The sequence below is a fragment of the Mesorhizobium sp. M0678 genome (genome assembly GCF_040320505.1).
Taxonomy (GTDB): domain Bacteria; phylum Pseudomonadota; class Alphaproteobacteria; order Rhizobiales; family Rhizobiaceae; genus Mesorhizobium.
Map to the genome: position 1 here is coordinate 127,152 of NZ_JAMYPT010000004.1, position 18,181 is coordinate 145,332.

Genomic DNA, 18,181 nt, shown 5'->3' on the forward strand with positions numbered 1-18,181 from the left:
GCCTCTCAATTCACCCGGCTGATGCAGAAATCGATGACGTCGATCAGCGCCGATTTCTGCGGCGTCGCCTCGAGCGGCGCCAGCGCGTCGCGGGCGATCTCGCCGAAATGGCGGGCGCGCCCGATGGTGTCGGCAATTGCGCCGTGGCGGAGCATCAGGCCGATGGCCTTCTCCAGCCCGGCATCGTCGGCGGCATTGTCCTCGATGGCGCGTTTCCAGAAGCTGCGCTCGGCCTTGGTGCCGCGCCGATAGGCGAGGATCACCGGCAGCGTGACCTTGCCCTCGCGGAAATCGTCGCCGACATTCTTGCCGAGGTCCTTGCTGGTGCCGCCGTAATCCAGCGCGTCATCGATCAGCTGGAAGGCAAGGCCGAGATTCATGCCGTAGGAGCGGAGTGCTGCGCGATCATTGCGCGTCGCCTGAGCGATGACGGGGCCGACCTCGGCGGCGGCCGAAAACAGCGCCGCGGTCTTGGCCTTGATCACCGCGAAATGCTCATCCTCGGTGGTCTCGAGGTTTTTTGCGGCAGCGAGCTGCATCACCTCGCCTTCAGCGATGACCGAAGCCGCGCTCGACAGGATATCGAGCGCTTCAAGCGAGCCGACATCGACCATCATGCGAAAGGCTTGGCCGAGCAGGAAATCACCGACCAGAACACTGGCCTGGTTGCCCCAGATCATACGCGCCGTCTTCTTGCCGCGCCGCATGCCGCTTTCGTCGACGACGTCGTCGTGGAGAAGTGTCGCAGTATGCATGAATTCGACCGATGTGGCGAGCTTGACATGGCCGTCGCCGGAATAGCCGAACATCTGGGCGGCGGCGAGCGTCAGCATCGGCCGCAGCCGTTTGCCGCCCGACGAGATCAGATGGTTGGCTATCTCCGGAATCATCTCGACATCGGAGCCGGCCTTCGACAGGATCAATTTGTTGACGCGCCCCATGTCGGCCGCGGTCAGGTCGATGAGGTCCTTTATCGAGGCGGCTTCGCGCTTCCCGTTTTCAATGTTGAGAACGACACCCACGGCAAAACTCCCAACCTCGATATGCACGACGGCAACATGGTCCCTGGACAGACTCTAGGGTGTCACCCACCGGCGCGGCAAGAGGCGAATTGGCGCGCCGGCTCTGGTACATGATCACGCCTACGTTTACATCAACGCCGCAAACTGCGAGTTTAGGGCCATGATCTATCGATATGATCGAAATGGTGTGAGGCCATCTGTCCGGATACGCGGAGCGAAGGCGCAGGAAGCCATTCGGCTTTCAAGTCCTTCGCGACAAAGTAGCCGGGCAGATGGACCACATCCTCCGGACGCCGAAACGGCTGCAAGCTGCGTCGTCGAACCGCTCGGCCGGGGGAAAGACCCCGACCTTCGCGCTTCTCCTCGCATCTTCTTGCCGTTTCAGGCGCCATTTCGACCATATCGATAGATCATGGCCCTAATCCGATGATAGAGCTCATCCGCACCAACGACGCCGTCATCATTTCGTTTGTCGAATCGCTGATGCGCGATGCCGGCATCGGCTGTTTCGTCGCCGACCAGAATATGAGCGTCCTCGACGGCTCGATCGGCATCCTGCCCCGCCGTGTCATGGTGGATGCCGACAAGGCCGATGCGGCGCGGCGCATCCTGACGGATGCCGGCATCGCCAACGAGATCCGCCAAAAATAATGTCCGCGTCGCCCGCTGCCCTTGTCCCGGACATGCCGGCTCATACGGTCGACGCCTTCCATCGCGGTCGCTTCTGGCTGGTGCAGCCGAGAAAGGCCGGCCACCGCGCCGGCATGGATGCGATGATGCTGGCGGCTGCCGTGCCGTCCTCCTTCGCCGGGCGGCTTGCCGACTTTGGCGCGGGTGCCGGTGCCGCCGGCCTGGCGGTACTGTCGCGCTGCCCCGGTGCCGCGGCCGTGCTCGTCGAGCGTTCCCCGGAAATGGCGGCCTTCGCCACCACCACGCTTGCCCATCCCGGCAATGCGCATCTCAGCAACCGCGCTTCGGTGCTCGTCGCCGATGTCGCGCTGTCGGGCCGGGCGCGAACGGCCGCCGGCCTTGAGGACAACAGCTTCGATTTCGTCATCATGAACCCGCCGTTCAATGCCGCCGAGGATCGCGCGACGCCCGATCCGCTGAGAAAGGCCGCGCATGTCTCGGAGGATGGGCTGTTCGACAGCTGGATCCGCAGCGCGGCCGCGGTGGTCAGACCGGGCGGCGGGCTGGCCGTCATCGCCCGGCCGGAACAGCTCGGCGCCATCCTCGATGCCATCGCCGGCCGCTTCGGCGACGCCGAGATGCTGGCCGTTCACCCTCGCCCCGAAGCGGCGGCGATCCGCATCGTCGTCCGGGCAGCACTCGGCGCACGCGGCAAACTGTCGATCCGGCCGCCGCTGATGCTGCATGCCTATTCAGGCAATGGCCCCTCGGAACGGGCAGAGCTGATCAATAACGGGCTGGCGTCGCTGTTCGGAGACTGATCCATTTTGATTGCCGGGATGACGGCATTGCCGTTGGCCGACGAATTCCTACATGCCTCAAGCATATCGACCGGAGACCGCCCCCTCGTGAAACGCCTTTTCAACCGCCTGCTGCCGAAATCCTGGCGCTCCGCCGTCGTCACCATTCCGGTCATCCGGCTGCACGGCACCATCATGCCCGGCGGCGGCCAGTTCCGGCCGAGCCTGTCGCTCGCTTCCACCGCCGGCCTTCTCGAAAAGCTGTTTTCCTTCGACGCGCCGGCGGTCGCCATCTCGATCAATTCGCCAGGTGGTTCGCCGGTGCAGTCGCGGCTGATCTTCAGACGCATCCGCGACCTGGCGAGCGAGAAGAACAAGAAGGTCCTGGTTTTCGTCGAGGACGTGGCGGCATCGGGTGGCTACATGATCGCGGTCGCCGGCGACGAGATCTTTGCCGACCCGTCGTCCATCGTCGGCTCGATCGGCGTGGTGTCGGCCTCGTTCGGCTTTCCGGAGCTGTTGAAGAAGATCGGTGTCGAGCGCCGCGTCCACACCGCCGGCCAGAACAAGGCGGTGCTCGACCCGTTCAAGCCGGAAAAGAAGGAAGACGTCGAGCGCCTGAAGGCGCTGCAGCTCGAGGTCCACGAGACCTTCATCGACCTCGTCAAGGACAGGCGCGGCAGCAAGCTCAAGGACGATCCCGACCTGTTCACTGGCCTGTTCTGGACGGCCAAAAAAGGGCTAGAGCTCGGGCTGGTCGATGCGCTCGGCGACATGCGCAGCGTGCTGAAGAGCCGTTTCGGGCCGAAAACCCAGCTCAAGCTGATCACCGCGCCGCGCGGCCTGTTCGGCCGCTTCGGCCTGTTCGGCTCGAGCTTTTCGGCGCCCGATATCGCCGCCGCCGCGGCAAGCGGCGTCATCGATGCGGCGGAAGAGCGCGCGCTGTGGGCGCGCTTCGGGCTTTGAAAAGCTGGTGAAAGCGTCTAGCATAAATCATCAACCGACCCGACCGGCCGCCTTGCCGGCCTTGCGAGGGAGGAGTTTGACATGCCGCAGATCATTTTCTTCGCCGTCGTCGGCATTGCCGCCTATTTCGGCTACCGCTCCTTCGTCAGGGAAGCCGACCGGGTGACCGCCAAGGTGCGGCGTACCGAAAAGCAAGCCGCCAACGGTACAATGGGAACATTGGTCAAGGACCCGAAGACCGGCGAATACCGTCTGGCCAAGGATTGACCGTCGTCCCCCTCGCGGCCGAGCCAGTGAACGCCGAGGACAGCATCCGGGCGTCGCATGCGCACGCCAAGATAAATCTCGCGCTGCACGTCACCGGCCAGCGCGCCGACGGCTATCACACGATCGAAAGCCTGGCTGTGTTCACGCGCTTCGGCGACCGCATCGAGACGGAACTTGCCGACAGCGATGGGTTTTCCGTGTCCGGCAAATACGCCTCCGCGGTGCCGGTCGACGACAATAATCTGGTGGTGAGAGCGCGCGATGCACTGCGGCGCGAGGCCGGTCCCCAGCATGCACCGGCTGTCGCCATCAGGCTCGAAAAGAACCTGCCGGTTGCGTCCGGCGTCGGCGGCGGGTCGAGCGACGCGGCGGCTGTGCTGCGCGCTCTGCTCCGGACCTGGAGGCTCGACATCGGCGACGCCGAACTGGCGCGGATCGGCCTGTCGCTCGGCGCCGACGTTCCGATGTGCCTCGCTGCCAGACCGCTGATAGCCCGCGGCGTCGGCGACGAGCTGACGCTCGTGTCGGGTTTCCCGGCGCTGGGTCTGGTGCTCGTCAATCCCGGCACTGCCGTCTCGACGGCCGACGTGTTCGAGGCGCTTGGCCGCCGCGACAATGCGGCGCTGCCGCCGCTGCCGCACAGCCTCGACTTCCACAGCATCCGCAACTGGCTGGAGATCACCCGCAACGATCTCGAGCCTGCGGCGCGTGCAATCCAGCCCGCCATCGGCAAGGCGCTTTCCGTTCTCAACAAGGCCGGAGCCGGTTTTGCCAGGATGTCCGGTTCCGGCGCCACCTGCTTCGGGCTGTTCGAGACCGGCAATGTGGCCAAGCGCGCGGCCGTCGAAATCCGCAGCCGCCATCCCGACTGGTTTGTCGCAGCGACGCGAAGCGTGACATCGGAGGCTGATGCCCATGGCCAGGATTGACGAGAGCCGCCCCTTCGTTCCCGTGCGCATCGCGGTGCTGACCGTTTCCGATACGCGCAGCCTCGCCGACGACAAATCCGGGCAGACGCTGGCCGACCGCATTGCCGAGGCCGGCCATGTCCTGGCCGCCCGCGACATCATCACCGACGACCGCGATAAGATTCGCGACAAGGTCCTGGGCTGGTCGAAGGACGATGCAATCGATGTCGTCATCACCACCGGCGGCACCGGCTTCACCGGCCGCGACGTGACGCCGGAAGCGCTGGAGCCGATCTTCGAAAAGCGCATGGACGGCTTTTCCGAAGTGTTCCACCGCATCTCCTACGACAAGATCGGCACTTCGACGATCCAGAGCCGGGCAACCGGCGGCGTCGTCAACGCCACCTTCGTTTTCGTGCTGCCGGGCTCGCCCGGCGCCTGCAAGGACGCCTGGGACGGCATCTTGAAGCCGCAGCTCGACTATCGGCACATGCCCTGCAACTTCGTCGAGATCATGCCGCGGCTGGACGAGCATTTGCGGCGCGGCTGAGGCGAACCGAGGTATCAGCCAAGCGACCTCGGTTTAGCGAATGACCGGCTCGCCGTGAAAACGCCGGCGCGACGGCGGCGACACGCCGAAGCCAACCTCCATCATCAGCCGCGGCGTGCGCGTCGGCACGGTGCCCATATGGAAGCCGAACGGATCCTCGACAAAGCCGAGACCGGCCTGCCCGGTCAGCGTGACCGGGCTCTGCTCGCCGTAGACGCCCAGCACCTCTTCCGCCGAATGGCCGACCAGCAGCGTCAGCTGGTGCTTCAGGATGCGGCGGTTGTGGGAGCCGCGGACATAGACATGCGGCCCAGTGCCGGCGTCGACCGGCACCAGGTAGAAAAAGAACTTCAGCATGCGCCAGTCGTCGAGGTCGAAATGGTATTTGCCGAGCGAGGCCATGTTCTTGTCGGCGTCCGAGACGCCACCGGTCGGAAAGCTCCACCAGACGCGGGTCGTGATCAGCTTGGCCTGGCTGCCGAGATAGTGCGCTGCGATATCGAGAAGCAGCGGATCGCGCTGCACGGCGACCGCAGCGTTGCAGTCGAGGACCCGTTCGAAATAGTGACCGCTGAGCAGCGGGCGGCCGAAATGCTTTTCGGCATCGGCGTGTTTTTCGGGCAGGAATTCCAGCCGGCGGTCGAAATTGCCGAAGCATGGGGTGCGCTCGGCGAAGCGGGCAATCTCCTCATGGATGGCGGCCGGCAGCATCAGGCCCGAATAGAGCCCCTCCGTGCGCAGCGCGCCGACGACGGCGTTGCGATCGACGCCGGCGAACATCGTTTCACCGACGTTGCGCGCCGGCCGAACGGGCTTTGCACCGCGCCAGTGCAACCGCCGCGCCGGCATGGTGCGGGCCAGCATGAACATCGGCAGCCATGCCGGATTCTCGCGAAGGTCGGAAAGATAGGTCGGGATGCGGGCGGCGATGCGGCGCAGCGTGCCGCCGTTGCGTGCGATCGCCTCGAGGCTTGCGGCGCCGGACTTGTCAGGGCTTGAAAGGGTCATCGGGGTCCTCAAAATGTCGAGGGAACAGCATCGACGTTAGTCGTCGCCGCTCCGGCACACCCCAAACCCTATTCGCCCATATCGCTGGGAATGGTAACCCCCGGCCAGATTTTGTGCAATGCACAATAAACCACGACCCGCCAGAAAATTTGCTTGGGCGTTCCCCGAACCGGCACGGTAAGCCGTCACTTCCGCGGCGCGACCCAGATCTCGGCGTGGAGCCTTCTGGTCGCCAGGCCGCGGGCGATCGCTTCGGCGCTGCGGGCATTCTTCGACAGCGCGGCGGCCTGTCGCTTGCTGATCACCAAGCCTTCGGCGAGAGCGCGATTTCCGGCAAAGACCCGTGACAGGAACGGCGCGCGGCTGCCGCGTGCCCGCGAAAATCGCGCCGCCATGGTTTGCCTCGCCGTATGAGCGACGACCTCGTCGATCCAGCCCTCCCCCAGCCGCGCGCCCGGTTCCAGCAAAAGCAGCCAATCGCCCTTGGCCTGCCTGATGCCGGCGGCGATGCCGCCGCTGACATAGTGGCAGCCGGCATGTTCGGCGACGCGGTGCGTCTGATCGGTCGAGCCGGTATCGCAGACGAGAACGTCGCGCACCACGCCTTCGACCGCGCCGCCGATCAGCGAGGCGAGCGTGCGGGCAAGGCCCTCCTCGTCATTCAGGGTTTCGATCAGGACGCTGAGCATGTTTAGCCGAATAGCGGAAAGCGGTGGGCAGCGCCAGTTTTTGCGGCGCGCCGCGAGAAAGTTCTTGCTTTGTTCTCATCGATACGATAGGAATACATTCATGAGCAGAGCGATTCGACAGCGGGCGGACAGTCCCTGGGAAAGGGCCAAAATGGAACAGATCGTGCGTGCCGACATTGCCGCCTTCGGCGCTGGCAGGGCCGAGATGGCGAATGCGATGATCGAGCAGAGCGGCATGCGCGTCCGTCCCGACCGCAATCGCGGCAGGTCGGCGGGCATCAATCCGTCCGGCCGTTTCGAGCCGGTCAGCCGGCACGTGTTCGACGACGGCTGGAATTCGCTGGAGGAGCTGCCGCCGTTCAAGACCGAGGTACAGGTCGAGAAGCCGCGCACCATCATCACCCGCAACGAATCGCCCGACATCTCCTTCGACCGCTCGATCAACCCCTATCGTGGCTGCGAACATGGCTGCGTCTATTGTTTCGCGCGGCCGACGCACAGCTTCATGGGGCTGTCGCCGGGGCTGGATTTCGAATCGAAGCTGTTTGCCAAGCCGGATGCGGCGCGGCTGCTCGACAAGGAATTGTCCAGGGATAATTACCAGCCGCGCACCATCGCCATCGGCACCAATACCGATCCCTACCAGCCGATCGAGAAGCAATACCGGATCATGCGCGAGATCCTCGAAGTGCTGGAGGCGCGCGGCCATCCGGTCGGCATCGTCACCAAATCGGCGCTGGTGACACGTGACATCGACATTCTGTCGCGCATGGCCGAGCGCGGGTTGGCCAAGGTGGCGCTGTCGGTGACGACATTGGACAGGATGCTGGCCAGAACGATGGAGCCGCGCGCGTCGACGCCGACCAAGCGGCTGGAGGCGATCAGGCAGCTTTCGGATGCCGGCATACCGGCCTCGGTGATGGTCGCGCCGATCATCCCCGGACTGACCGACCCGGAGATGGAGCGCATCCTCGATTCGGCACGGGCAGCGGGTGCGCGCGAGGCCGGTTATGTGCTGCTGCGCCTGCCGCTGGAGGTCGCGCCAATCTTCAAGGACTGGCTGCTGCGCCATTATCCCGATCGCTATCGCCACGTCATGTCGCTGATCCGTTCGATGCGCGACGGCAAGGACTACGATTCGGAATGGGGCAAGCGCATGAAAGGCTCCGGTCCCTATGCCTGGCAGATCGGCCGGCGTTTCGAGATCGCTGCCAAACGGCTCGGCCTCAACGCCGAGCGGCGCTCGCTCAGGACCGACCGGTTCGTCCCCGCTGCCAAGGCAACCGAGCAGCTGATGCTGCTGTGACAAAGCGTCTCGCGCCAGCCGGTTGAAACGGCCGGCAACAGGCAAAAATCCCGTCCGGCCTGTCCTGTCCCCGGGCTTGCAGACGGTAGCCCCTCCTGGTCCGGTGCCCCGCCCGACCCGGAGGGACTTGCGGAGAATCGGAGCCGATGCGAACCTCGCCGCACCATGGCTCGCCCGCGTTCCGATTCTCCGCTTCTCTTCGAAATTGTCGAGAAACCCGACTTCTCGTTCGAGACGAAGGCGATGGCCGAAGGCCTGTGGCCGGTGGCGGGGATGGACGAGGCCGGCCGCGGCCCGCTCGCCGGGCCGGTGGTGGCGGCAGCGGTGGTGCTCGATCCCGCCAACATCCCCGACGGCCTCGACGATTCCAAGCGGCTGACGCATTTGCAGCGTGAGGCGCTGTTCCTGAAAATCCTCGGCTCCGCACTCGCCGTATCGATGGCCTCGGTCAGTGCCGAAGGCATCGATGCCTCCAACATTCTCAAGGCCAGCCTGGAGGCGATGCGCCGTGCCGTGGCCGGCCTGTCAATCCGGCCGAAGCTGGCACTGGCCGACGGCCGCGACGTGCCGCCCGGCCTGCCCTGCGAGGGCAAAGCACTGATCAAGGGCGACCAGCGCTCGCAGTCGATCGCCGCAGCCTCGATCGTCGCCAAGGTGATGCGCGACCGTATGATGTGCGGCTGCGGCACCCATCATGCGCATTACGGCTTCGAGCTGCATATGGGCTACGCCACTGTCCGCCATCGCACGGCGATCGATCTGCACGGGCCAGTGGCACGGCTGCACCGCGCCTCCTTCGCGCCGTTCCGGTTCGGCGGCACCGAGGTGCTGGAGGAAGAGGGTTTTTCGGGTTTGGATTGAGCGACCCTGTCGGCTAGGCGTAATCTCCCCCCTTGAGGGGGAGATGTCGCCAAAGGCGACAGAGGGGGTCGGTACGTCCTGGCGCGACGCCATGCGGGACGAAAGAGAAGGGCTGGCGCCTCACGCGCGGCTACCCCCTCTGGCCTGCCGGCCATCTCCCCCTCGAGGGGGGAGATTACGCGCTTGGCCGCTTTCGCTAACAAAAAAGCCGCCAGGTTTCCCGGGCGGCTTTCGATGAATTTCTCGATGAAGTCGCTTAATTCAGCTTCGACTTCAAATCCTGCAGCGAGGCGTTGAACAGGTCGGCGCCGGCCTTGGCGTCGATCTTGCCGGCCAGCAGCGCGCGCGCGGCCTCTACCGCGATATCGACGGCGCTGGCGCGCACTTCGCCGATTGCCTCGCGCTCGGCCTGGCCGATCTTCTGCTCGGCCAAGGCGGTGCGCCGGGCGACATAGTCCTCGGTCTTCTTGTGCGCCTCGGCGGCAAGCATGTCGGCTTCACGCTTGGCGGCGGCAACGATGGCCGCGGCCTCCTGCTCGGCTTCCTTGCGCTTGCGCTGGTATTGCCCGAGCAGTTGCTGGGCCTCTTCGCGCAACCGGCGCGCTTCCTCGAGCTCGCTGCTGATCTTGTCGGCGCGGGCATCGAGCGCCTTGGCGATCATGCCCGGCACCTTGATGTAGATGGCGATGCCGAGGAAGATTACGAGAGCAACCGTTGCCCAAAGCGTCGCGAGAGATGTGGCGTCCATGATGCGCTCCTCACCCGGCCACGGATTTGACCGCGGCCGCGATTTCGGCCTTGCTGGCCTTGCCGCCGACAAGCGCCTCGACGATGGCCGAAGCGGTGTCCTCGGCGATCGTGCCGACTTCCTTCATGGCATTGGCCTTGATGGAAGATATGCGCGCCTCGGCCTCGCCAAGCTTCTGGTCAAGCGCTGCCTCGATCGTCTTGCGGGCAGCTTCGGCTTCCGCCTTGGCCGCATCGTTGGCCTGCTGACCGATCGCATTGGCCTTGCCCTTGGCTTCCGCCAATTCCTGCTCATAGGCGGCAACGGCGGCATCGGCCTCGCCTTTCAGCCGGGCAGCATGATCGAGATCCTGCGTGATGCGGTCGTTGCGCACGTCGATGATGCCGCCAACGCGCGGCATCACCACCCGTTTCAAGAAGAGATAAAACAGCCCGAAGGTGATTGCCAGCCATAGAAGCTGCGAGGGGTACGTCGCCGGATTGAATGGCGGGAACGTGCCGTGCGCCTCGGCAGGCACGCCGGTGCCAGCGCTGCCGCCTTCGACGGCGGGCGCGGTCTCTTGCGCAAAGGCAGATGTCACGAACATGGACTATCCCCGAAATTCAGGCCCGCCGCAGCATCGCGGCCGGCCTGTTCAATTCTTCAATGTTCAGCCGAACAGAGCGAGAAGCGCGATGAGAAGCGAGAAAATACCCAGCGCTTCGGTCACGGCGAAGCCGAAAATCAGGCGGCCGAACTGGCCGTCGGCGGCCGACGGGTTGCGCAGCGCGCCCGCCAGATAGCTGCCGAAAATGTTGCCGAGGCCAATGCCCGCGCCGCCCATGCCGAGGCATGCGATGCCGGCGCCGATGTACTTTGCTGCTTCTGCGTCCATTTGTTCAACTCCTTTGGATCTAAAATTCCGTTGCGATTCCATCCGGCGGCAATGCCGGAAATCCAATTAGTGCGAGGGATGCAATGCGTCGTTCAGATACATGCAGGTCAGCACGGCGAAGACGTAGGCCTGCAAAAGCGCCACGAGCAACTCCAGAGCCGTCAAAGCCACGGCCATCGCCAGCGGCAGGACCGAACCCGCAATGCCAAGCGTGCCGAGAGCGCTGAGGCTGACGACAAAGCCCGAGAACACCTTCAGCGTGATGTGGCCGGCCAACATATTGGCGAACAGACGAACCGAGAGGCTGACCGGGCGCGAGACGAAGGAAATCACTTCGATCGGAACGACAAGCAACATCATCACGATGGGCACGCCTTTCGGCACGAACAGCTTCAGGAAGCCGAGACCGTGCTTCATGAAGCCGTAGACGATCACGGTTCCGATCACCAGCGCAGCGAGGCCGAAAGTGACGATGATGTGGCTGGTGACGGTGAAGAAATACGGGAACAGGCCAAGCAGGTTGGCGACAAGCACGAACATGAACAGCGAAAACACCAAGGGGAAGAACTTCATGCCTTGCGTGCCCGCGGCGTCCCTCAGCATATTGCCGACAAATTCATAGGCCATTTCCGAGACCGACTGAAGGCGGCCGGGAATGAGGCTGCGGCCCGACGTGCTGAGGTAGAGAAACGCCGATGCGACAGCAACCGTCGCAAGCATGAACAGAGCCGAATTGGTGAAAGACAGGTCGTAGCCGCCGATGTGAATCGGAATGATCGGATGGATCTGGAATTGGTGGATCGGATCGACCTTGTCAGCAGCCACTTTAAATCCCCATCAAAGCCGCAGACGGCTTCAGTATCCTGTTCAATGCGCCGGCATGCGACGCCTCAATTCATTCTTTCGGATCGCGCGGCTTGTCGCCCGTTCCGAATTCCGACACAAGCCCGGCTGAACGCAGGACATTGAGCACGCCGGCGCCAAAACCCAGCAGCAGCCCGACTATCAGACCCCATGGCGATGTCCCCGCCACGCGATCGATAAACCAGCCGAGAGCCGCACCGACCACTATCCCGGCGATGAACTCGCTGGACAGCTTGAGCGCCTGGCCGTACCCGGCCGCACTACCCGCTTTCGCGTCGTCTTTCCCCTCGAGCCGGTCCGGCCGCCTTGTCGCAAGCGATGCTTCAAGGTCGCGCCGGCGGCGCTCAAGATCCTCGTCGCGGATATCGGCTTCATGCTGCTTGCCGCGGCCGGTTTTTCCGGTTCCGTCTGGCCCATTCTTGTCGGCCACGCAACCCCCCTGCCCGGTCAGACCGTCACCGTCCGTCCGCTTCTTAAAGTCGCCGGCAACATAGTTAGAGGGTCCGCGCCCGTCAAGCCACGGGCGGACGTTCAAGCTCAAGTATTTTTTTGTTATAAATCAGCTACTTGCTCGGGTGCGACATCGTGCCCGACGCGGCCTCTGGCGGGCTGCGGCCGAATCCCTACGGCGACGGGCCTTCGATCGGCCGCTCTCGCGCGAAAGATGCAAGGGCTGCCCGAGCACTCAGCTCCAGCCGCCGCCATAGGTGCGGTAGAAGATGTGCAGGCCGATCCTGGTCATTTTCTGCATCGTCCGCGCCCAGCCCGGATGGACGTAGTTGGCGTAATAATGGGTCGACGAGCCGACTTCCGGAATGAAGATCTTGCCGGCTGTGACGGCCATGGCGACATCCTGGGCGGTCTGGTAGGCAGCGGGGTTGTCGATGCGCTTCTTCCTGCCGTCGCAGGCGAAGGAAAACTGGCATCGGTTGAACCAATTGTCGTTCTGGTAGACGACGCCGCAGATCGAGTTCGGATAGGCCGGGTTGCGGACGCGGTTGAGGATGACCTGGGCGACGGCGGCCTGGCCGCGCACGGCTTCGCCGCGCGCCTCGAAATAGATGCCGTTGGCGAGACAGGCCTGCTCCGGTTTGGAAAAGACGCTCGCCGGCAGCGGCGTCTGCATCCAAGAATGATCGCCCTTGCTCAGCGGCGGAATGAAGCGGCCATCGTTCGGGTCCTCGTCCTGCAGCAAGGCCTCGAAAGGCGACGCCTTGGCGTAATCGGGGACCGACGAGGCGTAGGCGGTCGCCAGCACGTCGGGATGATCGTTGTTGACCAGCGCGGCAAGCATCGCCGGCACGCCGGGATCCGGCTTCTTGTCGACGCGCGTGTGGAAGGCGGCGGCGATCTGGATTTCCTTGCCTTTGATCTCGGGCTTGGCGAAGGCCATCCTCAGGCCGCTGTCCATGCTTGGGCGGAGCAGCGAGGAGGTGCGCTCGAAGATAGAGCCGGCGTTGAAGTTCTTCGGCGGCGAGACGGGCGAGACCTGGATGATGCGGCCCTTCTTGTCGGCACGCGTGATGCGGTTCTCGTCCGGCGTCGTACCGGCGATGCCGCCCTTGCCGCGAAACGAAACGGCGCCGATGCCGGGCAGTTGGACACCGGAGCCGGAGAGCGAGCCGGTGCTGCTGGAATCGAGGAAGGGCATTTCGGCGGCGTGAACGGAGCCGGCGACGGACTTCTCGACATAGGCGTTCCAGCGGACGCTCGGCGCCTCAAGGCCGGAGACCAGGCTGGTCATGTCCTGATAGGCAGCGACCGTCGGAAAGCCGATCCAGATGCCAAGGCCAATAATAAACGGAGACAGGACGGAACGCTTTTTCTCACCGGCGGCGGCGACAAGCCGCGTCAAAACACGTCGATGCACGGAACTCTCCAGAAACGCAACGGACCCCACTGGAGAGCTACAATGATGCATTAACCTTGATGGGGCGTTAACAGCTTAGAACGTTGTTTTCCCATCTCGTGTCGAAGTCAGGCGCTTTTGCGGCCATCGCTTGACGGAAGAAAGATCGGCCAGGCGATCAGCGCGCAAATAGCCGCACCCAGCCAGACGCCTGCCCACGAGCAGAGCACGAGAAGTCCGGGAATGGCGATCGGCACCAGGAAGAAGGCAATGAAGACCAGGCTGTTGGCAAGGCCGAGCGCCGTTCCGGCCTGGCTCGCGCCGGCCAGCGTCGCAAGCTCGGTGTAGGCGACGCCATGCCAGGAGGAGACGCAGATGCCGGCCACGACCAGCATCGCGACCATCGCCGGCGACAGCATCGGCGCTTGGCCTGACAAGAATTGGGCCGCCAACAAGACGAGCGCGGCAAGCACGGTGAAGGCGACCACGCTCAACAGGCTGCACAGACGCAGGAACGACCGGCGGTTGCCGTGACGGTCGGTGTAGCGGCCGCTCCAGACGCGCATGACCATGGCGCCGACCTGCACGGCAGCCAGGCTGGCGCTGATCACGGCTGTTCCCATGCCGGCGAAATCATGCAGGAACACGGAAGCAAATGTAAGCACCGCCACCTGCGGAAAGCAAAGCAGGCCGATGGCTGTTGCGATGCGCCAGACGGCCGGGTTGCGCAGCGGCGCCGGGCCGGCCGACAATGCCATGCTGCCCGAATTGGCATCGTCATGCGCCGGCGGCTGATGCAGCCAGCGCCAGGCGAGCGAGGTCGAGACCGCGGATGCAGCCGCCAGAAGGCCGAAGACTGCCGTGAAGCCATGGGCTGAAGCGAGCGACGGCAGCACGAGCGCGCCAAGCCCGCCGCCAAGCGGCACCGCCGTCTGCCTGATGCTCATGGCAAAGCCGCGCTCGCCTTCGCCGAACCAGGCCATGATGGCGCGGCCGCTGGAGCCGTTGACGCTGCCGCCGAGCAATCCGGTGACCAGCAGGGCAGCGGCGAGAAGCGCGATGCCGGGAATATGGGCCGGTGACGGCACGACCAGCGCGGCCATGACAAGCAGCCAAACCGCGGTTGCGCCGAGCCCGGTCAGCAGCACGCGGCGGTCGCCCCAGCGATCGGTCAGCAGCCCCCACGGCAATTCGCTCAGCGCCACGCCCAGGCCGAGAAGGCCAAGCGCCAGGCCGAGTTCGCCATTGGAGAGATGGTAGCCCGAGCGCAGGAACACCGCCGTCGCCGGAATGCCGGAGAAGGTCGCCGAAAAGCAGGCATTGGCGGCGACGCCGATGCCCAGCACCTTCCAGCGATGATTGGCTCGAAGTGCCGCCGCTTCTGACGGGGCGGCAACGGCGGCCGGGCGAAGCGGTTTGCAATCTGCTCGTGTGGCGACAGCGGACATGGTTCAGCTCCTGCATGGGCCGGCTGCGTTCAGTCTTGACGCGCTCTCTCTACCGCCATAGCTTCGTACTGAATATCAGGAAGTTTTTGACGTAATGTCCCGAATATCAGAATTATTGCCATGCGACGCGTGACATTCGATCTCGAAGTCCTGCGCAGCTTCGTCACCGGCATGGAGCTGGGCAGCTTCGCCAAGGCCGCCGACCGGCTCGGCCGCTCGACCTCGGCAATCAGTGCGCAATTGAAGAAGCTGGAGGAGCAGGCGGCGACGCCGATCTTCCGCAAATCTGGGCGTGGCCTGGCGCTGACGGACGCGGGCGAGACCATGCTCGGCTACGCGCGGCGGCTGATCGAGCTCAATGACGAGGCCGCCTCCGCCATCCACGATGTCGAGCTGGAGGGTTGGGTGCGGCTTGGGCTACAGGAGGATTTCGGCGAGGCGGTGCTGCCGGAGGTGCTCGGGCGCTTCGCCCGCGCCCATCCCAAGGTCAAGATTGAGGCCAGGATCGCACGCAGCCATGAGCTTGCCGAACGGATCATTTCGGGCAGCCTCGATATCGCGCTTGCCTGGCACAATGGCGCGACGCTGCCCTATAGCCGGCATGTCGCCGACGTCCAGATGCGCTGGATCGGCCCGGCAAAACAGATCGAGACCAGCCTGCGCGATGGCGAGGCGTTGCCGCTGGTGGCGCTCGAAGCGCCGTGCCTGCTGCGCAGTGTGGCGACCGAAACGCTCGACCGCGCCGGCCTGGCATGGCGGATGGCCTTCTCCAGCCCGAGCCTTGGCGGCATCTGGGCAGCCGTCGCCGCCGGGCTCGGACTGACGATCCGCACCGATATCGGCCTGCCGGCCACCGTCAGGGCGATGACGCCGGAGATCGCCGGGCTGCCCGCCTTGCCCAAGATGGCGCTGTTCCTGCATCGCAAGGAGGCCGAGCCCGACCCCGTGGCAGCGCGGCTTGGCGACATCCTGCTGCAGGCAGCGCTGGAAGCCTTGCCCGGAAGCGGCGATGCGAATGGTCTGAGGAAGGTGGCTTAGCCTTCGGCTTCGTCATCCCAGGGCGAAGCAGGAGCGAAGCGACGTCGCGAAGACCCTGGGATCCATCCCGTGACCTTGGCCGAAGAATCCAGCGTAGAAAAATTCTGGACCGTAGTGCCGCTTCGAAGTCACGGCATGGATCCTGGGGTCTGCGCCGCGTCGCTTCGCTCCTTGCTCCGCCCCAGGATGACGAAGGGACGGGCGTTTGCGCCAATCTCCCTGCCGCTCAGCGCTTCTTTGCCTTGCCGGCGAAAGGATTGTCCGAGGTGCGCAAGGCGATGCGGATCGGCACGCCGGGCATGTCGAAGGCCTCGCGCAGGCTGTTCGAGAGATAGCGGACGTAGGATTGCGGCATCGCATCCGGCCGTGAGCAGGAGACGACGAAGCCCGGCGGCCGCGTCTTGGCCTGCGTGACATATTTGATCTTCAGCCGACGCCCGGCGACAGCGGGCGGCGGATGATGCGCCAGGATGCCTTCCAGCCAGCGGTTGAGCTTGCCGGTCGACACACGGCTGTTCCAAACTCGATGCGTCCTGATGACAGCGTCCATCAGCTTGTCGAGGCCACGCCCGGTCTCGGCCGACACCGGCACCGCCTGCATGCCGCGCGCCTGCGGCAGCAGCCGCTCGGTTTTTTCGCGCAGCTCGGCCAGCAACTCCTGGGGATGATCGACAAGGTCCCATTTGTTGAAGGCGATCACCGGGGCACGGCCCTCGCGGATGATCAGGTCGGCGATCTGCAGATCCTGCTTCTCGAAGGGAATGGTGGCGTCGAGCACGATGATGACGATTTCGGCAAAGCGGATGGCGCGCAAGCCGTCCTGCACCGACATCACTTCGAGCTTTTCGTGGATCCTGGCCTTGCGGCGCATGCCGGCGGTGTCGAACAATTTTAAGCGGCGGCCATGCCAGTCCCAGTCGACCGAGATGGAATCGCGAGTGATGCCGGCCTCAGGGCCGGTCAACAGCCGCTCCTCGCCGATTAGTGCGTTGATCAGCGTCGACTTGCCGGCGTTGGGGCGGCCGACGACGGCGATGCGCATCGGCTTGGTGTCGTCATAGCTCGGCTCGGCGTCCGGGTCGGTGATGTCCTCGCCGATCAGCACCTCGCTGGCGGCGACCTCATTCTCGCCGGCCTCTTCGTCCTCGCCGAAGGCGCGCGCCTCGCCAAGTGCTGCGATCACCGCGTCGCGCAAATCGGGCAGCCCCTGGCCGTGTTCGGCCGAGACCGGGATCGGTTCGCCAAGGCCGAGCTCCCAGGCCTCCAGCATGCCGCCCTGGGCGCCGCGCGCCTCAGCCTTGTTGGCAACGACGACAACCGGCTTGCCGGACTTGCGCACGATCTCGGCGAACGTCTTGTCGTCGGGCATCAGCCCGGACTTGGCATCGATCGTAAAAAAGATCAGGTCGGCCTCGCGGATGGCGATCTCGGTCTGGGCGCGCATGCGGCCGGGCAGCGTCGAGGCGGCCGCATCCTCGAAGCCGGCGGTGTCGATGACGTCGAAATGCAGATCGTAGAGTTTTGCGGCATGGACGCGGCGATCGCGGGTAACGCCCGGCGTATCGTCGACAAGCGCCAGCTTCCTTCCCACCAGCCGATTGAAAAGGGTCGATTTGCCGACGTTAGGCCGGCCGATGATGGCGACTTTGAAGGTCATGGACTATCACGACACGCCGCCCGAGCCGCGGATCAGCTCGGACATCAATGTCGCCCGCTCGCGCGTGTTGCGCGGGGCGCCATCATCCGCGGCGATCTGGTCGAACAGCTTCAATGCATCCGCCGCCTTGCCTTCCTTCCAGGCGGCAAGGCCAAGCGCCTCGCGCGCCGTATGGCGCAGCGTGTTGGTGTCGGCGGTAAGCGCCTCGACGCGGCTGGAGACATCGGCGAAAGAGCCGTGGTCGACCAGAAGCAACGCTGCCCTGAGCCGAGCCATGTCGCGAATGCCGGAGGGGATCTTGGTGTCGGCGGCGACCTCGTCGAAATCCTTGACGGCGGCGTCGACGTCGCCCTTGTCCGCCTTGACGGTTGCCGCGCGCATGCGGGCGAGCAGCGGATAAGCGCCGTAGCCGTCCTTCTCCAACGCCTCCAGAGCGGCAAGCGCTTCGTCGTTCTTGCCGTCATTGGCAAGCTTCAGCGCCTGCGAGAAAGCGTCGCCCGAGCGGTTGGCGCGAGTTTCGTCCCAATAGCGGTAGCCGACGACAGCAGCAGTGCCAAGCACCACCAGCACGGCCAGCACGAGCAAGGCGGGACCGAAACGGTCCCACAGCGCATGCGCCTGGTCGCGACGAATCTCTTCGTTGACTTCGCGGATAAAACTGTCGTCCGACATGGATCAAAACCATTTCCTGCCCCG

The 18,181-nt window shown here is 64.7% G+C and carries 21 protein-coding genes; 9 read left to right on the top strand and 12 right to left on the bottom strand.

Annotated elements, in window-relative coordinates; translation table 11 throughout:
- Nucleotides 1-5: 5 nt before the first annotated feature.
- Complete coding sequence (locus NKI29_RS09570; protein WP_292663011.1) at nt 6-1,022, bottom strand: polyprenyl synthetase family protein; 1,017 nt, start codon at nt 1,020-1,022, stop codon at nt 6-8.
- Nucleotides 1,023-1,448: 426 nt separating this feature from the next.
- Between NKI29_RS09570 and NKI29_RS09575 the strand changes: the two genes are divergently transcribed.
- From NKI29_RS09575 to moaB, 6 genes are all read left to right on the top strand, one after another.
- On the top strand, nt 1,449-1,673 hold the full coding sequence (locus NKI29_RS09575) for a putative signal transducing protein (protein ID WP_023674082.1): 225 nt from the start codon (nt 1,449-1,451) through the stop codon (nt 1,671-1,673).
- Nucleotides 1,673-2,473, top strand: coding sequence for a tRNA1(Val) (adenine(37)-N6)-methyltransferase (locus NKI29_RS09580; RefSeq protein WP_352756318.1), 801 nt, complete (start codon nt 1,673-1,675; stop codon nt 2,471-2,473). The genes NKI29_RS09575 and NKI29_RS09580 overlap by 1 nt, the downstream gene beginning before the upstream one ends.
- 87 nt (nt 2,474-2,560) lie before the next feature.
- Nucleotides 2,561-3,418 (top strand): S49 family peptidase, encoded by an 858-nt coding sequence (locus NKI29_RS09585; RefSeq protein WP_031211037.1) that lies wholly within the window; start codon nt 2,561-2,563, stop codon nt 3,416-3,418.
- Between the two features lie 81 nt (nt 3,419-3,499).
- Entirely contained in the window at nt 3,500-3,685 is a 186-nt protein-coding gene (locus NKI29_RS09590; protein WP_352529268.1) for a hypothetical protein, read from the top strand.
- Nucleotides 3,686-3,711: 26 nt separating this feature from the next.
- Nucleotides 3,712-4,614: a 4-(cytidine 5'-diphospho)-2-C-methyl-D-erythritol kinase gene (locus NKI29_RS09595; RefSeq protein WP_352756362.1), complete on the top strand. Its 903-nt coding sequence runs from the start codon at nt 3,712-3,714 to the stop codon at nt 4,612-4,614.
- Nucleotides 4,601-5,143, top strand: coding sequence for a molybdenum cofactor biosynthesis protein B (gene moaB / locus NKI29_RS09600; RefSeq protein WP_352756315.1), 543 nt, complete (start codon nt 4,601-4,603; stop codon nt 5,141-5,143). The genes NKI29_RS09595 and moaB overlap by 14 nt, the downstream gene beginning before the upstream one ends.
- 33 nt (nt 5,144-5,176) lie before the next feature.
- On the opposite strand, the gene NKI29_RS09605 is transcribed toward moaB, so the two are convergent.
- On the bottom strand, nt 5,177-6,151 hold the full coding sequence (locus tag NKI29_RS09605) for a phytanoyl-CoA dioxygenase family protein (protein WP_352756313.1): 975 nt from the start codon (nt 6,149-6,151) through the stop codon (nt 5,177-5,179).
- Between the two features lie 185 nt (nt 6,152-6,336).
- Complete coding sequence (locus tag NKI29_RS09610; RefSeq protein ID WP_292664385.1) at nt 6,337-6,840, bottom strand: glycosyltransferase; 504 nt, start codon at nt 6,838-6,840, stop codon at nt 6,337-6,339.
- 151 nt (nt 6,841-6,991) lie between these two features.
- Between NKI29_RS09610 and NKI29_RS09615 the strand changes: the two genes are divergently transcribed.
- The gene (locus NKI29_RS09615) at nt 6,992-8,146 is read left to right on the top strand and encodes a PA0069 family radical SAM protein (RefSeq protein ID WP_023674073.1); all 1,155 of its coding nucleotides are present in this window, start codon (nt 6,992-6,994) and stop codon (nt 8,144-8,146) included.
- 165 nt (nt 8,147-8,311) lie between these two features.
- Entirely contained in the window at nt 8,312-9,007 is a 696-nt protein-coding gene (gene rnhB, locus NKI29_RS09620) for a ribonuclease HII (protein ID WP_352796045.1), read from the top strand.
- 256 nt (nt 9,008-9,263) lie between these two features.
- Here rnhB and NKI29_RS09625 read toward each other — a convergent pair whose 3' ends face one another.
- The 7 genes from NKI29_RS09625 to NKI29_RS09655 all read right to left on the bottom strand — a co-directional run bounded on the left by NKI29_RS09625 (nt 9,264) and on the right by NKI29_RS09655 (nt 14,790).
- Nucleotides 9,264-9,755, bottom strand: a complete 492-nt coding sequence (locus tag NKI29_RS09625; RefSeq protein ID WP_023674071.1) for a F0F1 ATP synthase subunit B — start codon at nt 9,753-9,755, stop codon at nt 9,264-9,266.
- Nucleotides 9,756-9,765: 10 nt separating this feature from the next.
- Entirely contained in the window at nt 9,766-10,341 is a 576-nt protein-coding gene (locus tag NKI29_RS09630) for a F0F1 ATP synthase subunit B (RefSeq protein ID WP_352635388.1), read from the bottom strand.
- Nucleotides 10,342-10,404: 63 nt separating this feature from the next.
- Nucleotides 10,405-10,629, bottom strand: a complete 225-nt coding sequence (locus tag NKI29_RS09635) for a F0F1 ATP synthase subunit C (protein ID WP_006206606.1) — start codon at nt 10,627-10,629, stop codon at nt 10,405-10,407.
- A gap of 66 nt (nt 10,630-10,695) precedes the next feature.
- Entirely contained in the window at nt 10,696-11,454 is a 759-nt protein-coding gene (locus tag NKI29_RS09640; RefSeq protein ID WP_023674069.1) for a F0F1 ATP synthase subunit A, read from the bottom strand.
- A gap of 70 nt (nt 11,455-11,524) precedes the next feature.
- Nucleotides 11,525-11,923 carry an AtpZ/AtpI family protein gene (locus tag NKI29_RS09645; protein ID WP_023674068.1) on the bottom strand — a complete coding sequence of 133 codons (399 nt, stop codon included), beginning with the start codon at nt 11,921-11,923 and terminating at the stop codon, nt 11,525-11,527.
- 255 nt (nt 11,924-12,178) lie between these two features.
- Nucleotides 12,179-13,363 carry a cell wall hydrolase gene (locus NKI29_RS09650; RefSeq protein ID WP_352796049.1) on the bottom strand — a complete coding sequence of 395 codons (1,185 nt, stop codon included), beginning with the start codon at nt 13,361-13,363 and terminating at the stop codon, nt 12,179-12,181.
- A 107-nt stretch (nt 13,364-13,470) separates the two neighbouring features.
- On the bottom strand, nt 13,471-14,790 hold the full coding sequence (locus NKI29_RS09655; protein ID WP_352796051.1) for an MFS transporter: 1,320 nt from the start codon (nt 14,788-14,790) through the stop codon (nt 13,471-13,473).
- Nucleotides 14,791-14,910: 120 nt separating this feature from the next.
- Here NKI29_RS09655 and NKI29_RS09660 point away from each other — a divergent pair, with 120 nt between their 5' ends.
- Nucleotides 14,911-15,828 (top strand): LysR substrate-binding domain-containing protein, encoded by a 918-nt coding sequence (locus NKI29_RS09660; protein WP_352796054.1) that lies wholly within the window; start codon nt 14,911-14,913, stop codon nt 15,826-15,828.
- A gap of 226 nt (nt 15,829-16,054) precedes the next feature.
- On the opposite strand, the gene der is transcribed toward NKI29_RS09660, so the two are convergent.
- Nucleotides 16,055-17,485, bottom strand: a complete 1,431-nt coding sequence (gene der / locus NKI29_RS09665; RefSeq protein ID WP_352796056.1) for a ribosome biogenesis GTPase Der — start codon at nt 17,483-17,485, stop codon at nt 16,055-16,057.
- A gap of 6 nt (nt 17,486-17,491) precedes the next feature.
- Nucleotides 17,492-18,157, bottom strand: coding sequence for a tetratricopeptide repeat protein (locus NKI29_RS09670; RefSeq protein ID WP_023674063.1), 666 nt, complete (start codon nt 18,155-18,157; stop codon nt 17,492-17,494).
- Between the last annotated feature and the right edge of the window lie 24 nt (nt 18,158-18,181).

Excerpts from the sequence above, each read along its gene's own strand:
- NKI29_RS09575 (WP_023674082.1), top strand. The coding sequence starts at position 1,449 with ATGATAGAGCTCATCCGCACCAACGACGCCGTCATCATTTCGTTTGTC.
- NKI29_RS09655 (WP_352796051.1), bottom strand. The coding sequence starts at position 14,790 with ATGTCCGCTGTCGCCACACGAGCAGATTGCAAACCGCTTCGCCCGGCC.
- NKI29_RS09580 (WP_352756318.1), top strand. The coding sequence starts at position 1,673 with ATGTCCGCGTCGCCCGCTGCCCTTGTCCCGGACATGCCGGCTCATACG.
- NKI29_RS09610 (WP_292664385.1), bottom strand. The coding sequence starts at position 6,840 with ATGCTCAGCGTCCTGATCGAAACCCTGAATGACGAGGAGGGCCTTGCC.
- NKI29_RS09670 (WP_023674063.1), bottom strand. The coding sequence starts at position 18,157 with ATGTCGGACGACAGTTTTATCCGCGAAGTCAACGAAGAGATTCGTCGC.
- rnhB (WP_352796045.1), top strand. The coding sequence starts at position 8,312 with ATGGCTCGCCCGCGTTCCGATTCTCCGCTTCTCTTCGAAATTGTCGAG.
- NKI29_RS09605 (WP_352756313.1), bottom strand. The coding sequence starts at position 6,151 with ATGACCCTTTCAAGCCCTGACAAGTCCGGCGCCGCAAGCCTCGAGGCG.
- NKI29_RS09635 (WP_006206606.1), bottom strand. The coding sequence starts at position 10,629 with ATGGACGCAGAAGCAGCAAAGTACATCGGCGCCGGCATCGCATGCCTC.
- NKI29_RS09615 (WP_023674073.1), top strand. The coding sequence starts at position 6,992 with ATGGAACAGATCGTGCGTGCCGACATTGCCGCCTTCGGCGCTGGCAGG.
- moaB (WP_352756315.1), top strand. The coding sequence starts at position 4,601 with ATGGCCAGGATTGACGAGAGCCGCCCCTTCGTTCCCGTGCGCATCGCG.
- NKI29_RS09630 (WP_352635388.1), bottom strand. The coding sequence starts at position 10,341 with ATGTTCGTGACATCTGCCTTTGCGCAAGAGACCGCGCCCGCCGTCGAA.
- der (WP_352796056.1), bottom strand. The coding sequence starts at position 17,485 with ATGACCTTCAAAGTCGCCATCATCGGCCGGCCTAACGTCGGCAAATCG.
- NKI29_RS09590 (WP_352529268.1), top strand. The coding sequence starts at position 3,500 with ATGCCGCAGATCATTTTCTTCGCCGTCGTCGGCATTGCCGCCTATTTC.
- NKI29_RS09660 (WP_352796054.1), top strand. The coding sequence starts at position 14,911 with ATGCGACGCGTGACATTCGATCTCGAAGTCCTGCGCAGCTTCGTCACC.
- NKI29_RS09625 (WP_023674071.1), bottom strand. The coding sequence starts at position 9,755 with ATGGACGCCACATCTCTCGCGACGCTTTGGGCAACGGTTGCTCTCGTA.